Here is a 1,744-nt window from a genome sequence, read left to right as displayed (position 1 = left end):
GGCTCGGGGTGGGCGGGAGGGATTTACTCTTCGGGGGCGGGTTCGATTTCGAAGCGGAGTTGTTTGCCGGAGCGGATGCGTTCGATGGCGGCGAGGCAGGCGGAGTCGCTGATGTGGACGCCGATTTCGCCGAGTTTGTGGCGCAGGATGCGGGCGGCGTCGTCGGCGGAGCGGGCGCTGGACTCGTTGATCGCCTCGATGGTGGTGGTGGTGAGGCGTTCGCGGATGTCCGGGTGGGTCTGGGCGATGTCATGGGTGATGCGGAACTCGGTCATTCGCGACTCGCTTTCTCGCGCGCTCGATGCGGGCCGGCAGGGGTCTCCAGGATAGTGCGCGGAGCTACCCGAGGACCCGCAGTACGAAGCTCTCGAGCCGTGTCGCGAGCCGTTCGGCGCGAACCTCGGGCGGGGCGGTCTCGCCCTGCGGTACGTCGACGTCCTTCAGCCCGCGGATGTACAGCGAGCACGCGAGGTCGGCGCACATGTACTGCCCGACGGTGTTGCCCTCACGCCCGGCCGTGCCCGCGCGCCGGGCGGCGAACAGTGCGACGTCGCTGACGTGGTGCGCGGTGTTGCACAGGTCGCACAGCCCCGCGAACCGCCGCGCGGCGCCGGACGCCTGCGTACTGAGCGCGATCCCGGTCACGCCACCGGCCCGGCGGACGACCAGGTACCCCCGGTTCGGCGCCTTGCCGTCGCGCCAGCCGAGGAAGTCCAGCGACTCCCAGGGCAGCTCGGTGAACCGCGGCGGCAGCGCCATCGCCTTCACCTGGCTCTTGGTCGAGTTGACGAACGAGCGCCTGATCTCGTCGGCGCTGAGCGGTTCCACGGTTGGTCCTCCGATCCTTCGAGGACCTATGAGACCTGCTGCCCGGCCCACCGTGCAACTCGTTAATCATGTTGCCGCAAGCAACTGTCAGGAGTCGGCGTAGTAGGTGCTCCGGCTCGCGTCGTGGTTACGGAGGTCGACGCCGAAGTCGACCGACGCCTTGAGTCGGAGCAGCAGCGAGACCAGTTCGGGTACGTCGTCCGGGTCGTCGGAGGTCAGCGCCAGGTCGGTGCCGCCCGCCGCGGCCGGCAGCAGCCGGAACGTCCAGGTGTTGCCGAAGTACCGCAGCTCGTACAGCTGGTCCTGGACGGCGTGCACGATCCGGCTCTCGTCGCGCCGGCCGTCGGCGAGCAGGAACGAGATCACCCCGTCGGCCTCCGGTGCCTCCTCGGCCCAGAATCGCTCCCGGCCGAGGACCGAGCTGACCGCCCGGTAGACGTCGCTCGCCGCCGACGCGCAGTACACCTTCTGCTCTGCCAACCCCCACACCCTCCTGCGGCACCCTGCTGAAACCGGATCAGTCCATTCTCCGGGCTGTGTGGGTTCACCACACGGACACGCCGGGTACGGGGTGGACTTCTGGCCGTGCAGGGTGAAATCTGTACTGTGAAAACTTCAATTAGTTAACTCTGGAGGAACCCGCGATGTCCGACGAGTACGCCGCCCTGAGCGGTGACTACACCCTCGATACCGCCCACACGAGGATCGGTTTCAGTGCCCGGCACGCGATGGTGACCAAGGTGCGCGGTGCGTTCGACGAGTTCGAAGGCTCCTTCCACATCGACGGCGAGAACCCGGAGAACTCTTCCGGCAAGGTGACGATCCAGGCGAAGAGCATCAACACCCGGAACAACCAGCGCGACGAGCACCTGCGCAGCAACGACTTCCTGGCGATGGACGAGCACCCGGAGATCAC

General features: G+C 67.3%; 4 protein-coding genes. 1 reads left to right on the top strand and 3 read right to left on the bottom strand.

The genetic code is table 11. From position 1 onward, the window contains the following. Positions 1-23: 23 nt before the first annotated feature. From VFF46_RS05395 to VFF46_RS05385, 3 genes are all read right to left on the bottom strand, one after another. Complete coding sequence (locus tag VFF46_RS05395; RefSeq protein ID WP_325035897.1) at positions 24-275, bottom strand: hypothetical protein; 252 nt, start codon at positions 273-275, stop codon at positions 24-26. A 64-nt stretch (positions 276-339) separates the two neighbouring features. Next, on the bottom strand, positions 340-828 hold the full coding sequence (locus VFF46_RS05390; RefSeq protein WP_325035896.1) for an FBP domain-containing protein: 489 nt from the start codon (positions 826-828) through the stop codon (positions 340-342). Positions 829-915: 87 nt separating this feature from the next. Next, a complete protein-coding gene (locus tag VFF46_RS05385) occupies positions 916-1,308 on the bottom strand; it encodes a hypothetical protein (protein WP_325035895.1) in 393 nt (130 codons plus the stop codon). 164 nt (positions 1,309-1,472) lie between these two features. Here VFF46_RS05385 and VFF46_RS05380 point away from each other — a divergent pair. After that, on the top strand, positions 1,473-1,744 hold a 272-nt coding region (locus VFF46_RS05380; protein WP_325035894.1), incomplete at its 3' end, for a YceI family protein.

Source organism: Kribbella sp., assembly GCF_035655035.1.
GTDB lineage: Bacteria > Actinomycetota > Actinomycetes > Propionibacteriales > Kribbellaceae > Kribbella.
This window is presented reverse-complemented; position numbering and strand designations above follow the sequence as displayed.

Coding starts and splice junctions, on each gene's coding strand:
- VFF46_RS05395 (WP_325035897.1), bottom strand. CDS start 275: ATGACCGAGTTCCGCATCACCCATGACATCGCCCAGACCCACCCGGAC.